4 protein-coding genes are annotated in these 4,450 nt (G+C 63.4%); 2 read left to right on the top strand and 2 right to left on the bottom strand.

Translation table 11 applies throughout. The features are described from left to right. Positions 1-82 precede the first annotated feature (82 nt). A complete protein-coding gene (locus tag EOA24_RS28610; RefSeq protein ID WP_245491057.1) occupies positions 83-1,303 on the top strand; it encodes an IS481 family transposase in 1,221 nt (406 codons plus the stop codon). A 278-nt stretch (positions 1,304-1,581) separates the two neighbouring features. On the opposite strand, the gene EOA24_RS28605 is transcribed toward EOA24_RS28610, so the two are convergent. Both EOA24_RS28605 and EOA24_RS28600 read right to left on the bottom strand, forming a co-directional pair. Then, positions 1,582-2,343, bottom strand: coding sequence for an ABC transporter permease (locus EOA24_RS28605; protein WP_126080258.1), 762 nt, complete (start codon positions 2,341-2,343; stop codon positions 1,582-1,584). Continuing rightward, the gene (locus EOA24_RS28600; protein ID WP_126080257.1) at positions 2,340-3,266 is read right to left on the bottom strand and encodes an ABC transporter ATP-binding protein; all 927 of its coding nucleotides are present in this window, start codon (positions 3,264-3,266) and stop codon (positions 2,340-2,342) included. The genes EOA24_RS28605 and EOA24_RS28600 overlap by 4 nt, the downstream gene beginning before the upstream one ends. Positions 3,267-3,771: 505 nt before the next feature. On the opposite strand from EOA24_RS28600, the gene EOA24_RS28595 reads away from it, so the two are divergent. Continuing rightward, positions 3,772-4,398 (top strand): CDGSH iron-sulfur domain-containing protein, encoded by a 627-nt coding sequence (locus EOA24_RS28595; RefSeq protein ID WP_126080256.1) that lies wholly within the window; start codon positions 3,772-3,774, stop codon positions 4,396-4,398. Positions 4,399-4,450: the final 52 nt, after the last annotated feature.

The following is a 4,450-nucleotide window of genomic DNA, read 5'->3' as shown; positions in this document are numbered from 1 at the left end:
AACTGTACAGACTGGGGAGATGGTGGACAGGCGTTCGGAGACATCGTGGACACTTCCCGATCCTTGGATCGGGAGGGATGGAATGCCGTTTTACGAGGTGTCCATGATGGATCAGAAGCGAGAGTTCGTGGAGTTTGCCTCGCGAGAGTGGGCGAATGTGCGTGAACTTTGTCGACGGTTCGGGATAAGTCCGACGACCGGCTATAAGTGGCTCGAGCGATACCGGTCGGAAGGGCCGGCTGGATTGGTCGAACGATCGCGTCGCCCGCACTTGAGCCCGCAACGCACCGCTTCGGCAATTGAGGCAAGGGTGTTGCAGGTACGCGACGAGAGCAACGACGTCTGGGGCGGTCGCAAGATCAGACAGGCGATGAAGAGACATGGCGAACTCGTCATCCCGGCGGCGAGCACGATCACCGCGATCCTGCGTCGTCATGATCGGCTGACGGAGGCGACAGCAGCGCAACATCCGGGACCATGGCAGCGCTTCGAGCGGGAGGCTCCCAACGAGCTGTGGCAGATTGACTTCAAGGGTCACTTCGCCATCCATGGCGGGCGCTGCCATCCGCTCACCACGCTCGACGATCACTCGCGCTTCAACCTGGTGCTGTCCGCCTGCGGCGACGAGCAGGGCCGGACGGTACGCCGGGAGCTGGAGATTACCTTTCGCCGCTATGGCTTGCCGCTGGCGATGCTGATGGACGGCGGCTCGCCGTGGAGCGATTCCGGCGGTGAGCCTTACACCGGCTTCAGCGTCTGGCTGTTGCGGCTCGGCATCCGCGTGCTGCACGGTCGGCCGCGCCATCCGCAGACCCAAGGCAAGGAAGAACGCTTCCATCGCACACTCAAGGCCGAGGTGATCAACGGGCGAAGCTTCGGCGATCTCGCCGAGTGCCAGCGAGCCTTCGATCGGTGGCGCCCGCGCTATAACTACGAACGACCACACGAAGCACTCGACATGGCCACGCCGGCCGAGCGCTACCGGCCGAGCCCGCGCAGCTTTCCCGACGTCCTGCCCGCGATCGAGTACGCACCGGGCGACCAGGTTCGCAAGGTCGACAGTGATGGCTTCATCAGCTTCAGGAACCGACCCTGGCGACTCGGCAAGGCATTCCGCGGCGAGCTGGTGGCGCTTCGCCCGACCGTCGAGGATGGTGTCTTCAGCGTGCACTACTGCTCGCATCGAATTGCCACCCTGAACCTACGTCAGGGCGCAAGCGAGACCTGTGGACTTGTGGACAACGCTGAGCGTTGCCCACAGGGTCCACAGGCCGAACAACAAAAACAACCCAGCAGTTCGTGATGAACAAAAGCGTCCACGATGTCCCCGAACACCCGTTCACCTTGTCTCCAGCACAAACACCCCGCAAAGCGGGGGAGAGGTGGCTCGGGCGAAGCCCGAGACGGAGAGGGGGGGCGACATCCGCGAAGCCAGAACCCGGCGTGAAAAGGGCGCCACATTGCCTTGATCTGAAGAACAGGCCACGCACAGAGAGATTCCACCCGTCGGCACGGGCCCCTCTCCGTCCCGGCTTCGCCGGGCCACCTCCCCCCGTCGTGGGGCGAGGAACTCGACTTCGGTCAGTTCCTCAACCGGTAGCCCGTCTTGAATATCCAGGCGACGATGGCGATGCAGATGGCCAAAAACACCAGCGTCATGCCGAGGCTGACGCCGACCGAGACGTCGGCCTTGCCGTAAAAGCTCCAGCGGAACCCGCTGATCAGATAGACGACCGGGTTGAACAGCGTGAGCGTCTTCCAGATGCCGGGAAGCATGTGGATCGAATAGAAGCTGCCGCCGAGGAAGGTGAGCGGCGTGACGATGAGCAGCGGCACCAGCTGCAGCTGCTCGAAGGTTTTCGCCCAGATGCCGATGATGAAGCCGAACAGGCTGAAGGTCACCGCGGTCAGCACCAGGAAGGCGACCATCCAGAACGGATGCTCGATCCTGAGCGGCACGAACAGCGCGGCGGTGGCGAGGATGATCAGGCCGAGCATGATCGATTTGGTCGCAGCGCCCCCGACATAGGCGATGATGATCTCGAGATAGGAGACCGGCGCCGACAAAAGCTCGTAGATCGAGCCGACGAATTTCGGAAAGTAGATGGCGAAGGAGGCGTTGGAGATCGATTGCGTCAAGAGCGACAGCATCATCAATCCGGGCACGATGAAGGCGCCGTAGGCGATGCCGTCGATCTCGTTGATGCGCGAGCCTATGGCCGAGCCGAAGACGACGAAATAGAGCGACGTCGAGATGACCGGCGAGATGATGCTCTGCAGCACCGTGCGGAAGGCACGCGCCATCTCCACCCGGTAGATCGCCCATACCGCGCGCAGGTTCATGGCTCTTGCCTCAGAAGACTGACGAAAATCTCTTCGAGCGAGCTGTTCTTGGTGTCGAGATCGCGGAACTGGACGCCGGCCGCCTCGAGGTCGCGGATCAGCGAGGCGACGCCCGGACGGTCGCTCTGGTTGTCGTAGGTGTAGGTGAGCTGGCTGCCGTCGCCCGACAGCTCCAGCGCATAGCGCGACAGGCTCTCCGGCAAGGCGGCGAGCGGCGCGCGTAGCTCCAGCTTCATCTGCTTGCGGCCAAGCTTGCGCATCAGCTCGGCCTTGCCCTCGACCAGGATGATCTCGCCCTTGTTGATGACGCCGACGCGGTCAGCCATCGCCTCGGCTTCCTCGATGTAATGCGTGGTGAGGATGATGGTGACGCCGTCCTCGCGCAGGCGCCTGACCATCGCCCACATGTCCTGGCGCAGCTCGACGTCGACGCCGGCCGTCGGTTCGTCGAGGAAAAGCACGCGCGGCTCGTGCGACAGGGCCTTGGCGATCATCAGACGGCGCTTCATGCCGCCCGACAGCGTGATCGCCTTGGAATCCTTCTTCTCCCAGAGCGACAGGTCGCGCAGCACCTTCTCGACGAAATCCTTGTTCGGCGGCTTGCCGAACAAGCCGCGGCTGTAGTTCACCGTCGCCCAGACCGTCTCGAAGGCGTCGATGGTGAGTTCCTGCGGCACCAGCCCGATCAGGCTGCGCGCGGCGCGGTAATCCCGGCTGATGTCGTGGCCGTCGACCGTGACGCTGCCCGACGAGCGGTTGACGATGCCGCAGACGATCGAGATCAGCGTCGTCTTGCCGGCGCCGTTCGGCCCGAGCAGCGCAAAAATCTCGCCGCGCTCGATATCGAGATTGATTTCCTTCAATGCCTTGAAGCCGGTGGCATAGGTTTTCGTGACACCGGAGATCGAGATGATGGATGACATGCTGAAAAACGGCCGGCTGGAAATTGTGACCTGATATAGGTCGGTTGCCGTTTTATGCAAACCGGCATTCGATGCCGCTCCTGACAGCTCTGGACAGTGGGTCCTGACCGACCAGTATTCGGGTCCCGGCGGCTGGAGAGCCGGCGCTGGCGGCAGCTTCTTTCTCCCCGTAAACGGCATATGCGCTAAGATAGCGCTGGCATGCTTGAAACTTGCGCTTTCGTGGTGGCTCACCGACGATGTCGCGGGGCATGGAGATTTAGGCGCAGGGTCGCCAGGGGCGGCTGAGTAAAGATCGCAGCGATCAGGGAGGCGACGATCTGGCGGCTAGCGCGCCACAGCAGCGGGCACCCTCGCTCAAGGGGGCGCGGGAGATCAGCCGGCACCTCTCCTTTCGCCAATCTCCTGACGGTCGCTATTGTAAGGCTGCCCATCCTCCCAGCTTGACGCCCTTCGCTCCCGCGCCCTAAGCCCGGTCTCCACCCCAACAGGAGACCCCACCCAAATGGCAGGCACGGTCGAAGGCGAGAAGATCGACGTTTCCTTCAGCGGCAAGCGCTGCATCCATTCGCGCAATTGCGTGCTCGGCAACCCGCATGTCTTCGTGCCCAACGCGCCGGGCGAGTGGATCCATCCCGATGCCGCGAGCGTAGAACGGGTGGTGGCGCTGGCGGAGAACTGCCCGTCGGGCGCCGTCACCTACAAGCGCAAGGATGGCGGGCCGCAGGAGAAGCCGCCTGTGGTCAACACGGTGCGCGTGCGCGAAAACGGCCCGCTGGCGGTGCATGCCGAGATCGTGCTGGGTGACCAGACGTTCTTGCGCGGCACGCTCTGCCGCTGCGGCGCCTCGCAGAACAAGCCCTTCTGCGACAACAGCCACATCAAGGCCGGCTTCACCGCCACCGGCGAGCCGCCGCTGAAGGAAGCGCAGGTGCTGGACGCGCGGGACGGCCCGCTGACCGTAACCCCGACCAGCAACGGACCGCTGAAGGTCGAAGGCAATGCCGAGCTCGTCACCGGCACGGGGCATACGATCGCCCGCACGACCAAGGTGTTCCTCTGCCGCTGCGGGCATTCGGCGAACAAACCGTTCTGTGATGGATCGCACAAAAGAGTGGGGTTTGTCGGGTAGATAGTTGCGAAGGCCGGCTCGAGGCCCCCCTCTCTGCCCTGCCGGGCATCTC

The sequence above is a fragment of the Mesorhizobium sp. M2A.F.Ca.ET.039.01.1.1 genome (assembly GCF_003998035.1).
In the GTDB taxonomy this organism is placed as follows: domain Bacteria; phylum Pseudomonadota; class Alphaproteobacteria; order Rhizobiales; family Rhizobiaceae; genus Mesorhizobium.
This window is presented reverse-complemented; position numbering and strand designations above follow the sequence as displayed.

Excerpts from the sequence above, each read along its gene's own strand:
- EOA24_RS28610 (WP_245491057.1), top strand. The coding sequence starts at position 83 with ATGCCGTTTTACGAGGTGTCCATGATGGATCAGAAGCGAGAGTTCGTG.
- EOA24_RS28605 (WP_126080258.1), bottom strand. The coding sequence starts at position 2,343 with ATGAACCTGCGCGCGGTATGGGCGATCTACCGGGTGGAGATGGCGCGT.
- EOA24_RS28600 (WP_126080257.1), bottom strand. The coding sequence starts at position 3,266 with ATGTCATCCATCATCTCGATCTCCGGTGTCACGAAAACCTATGCCACC.
- EOA24_RS28595 (WP_126080256.1), top strand. The coding sequence starts at position 3,772 with ATGGCAGGCACGGTCGAAGGCGAGAAGATCGACGTTTCCTTCAGCGGC.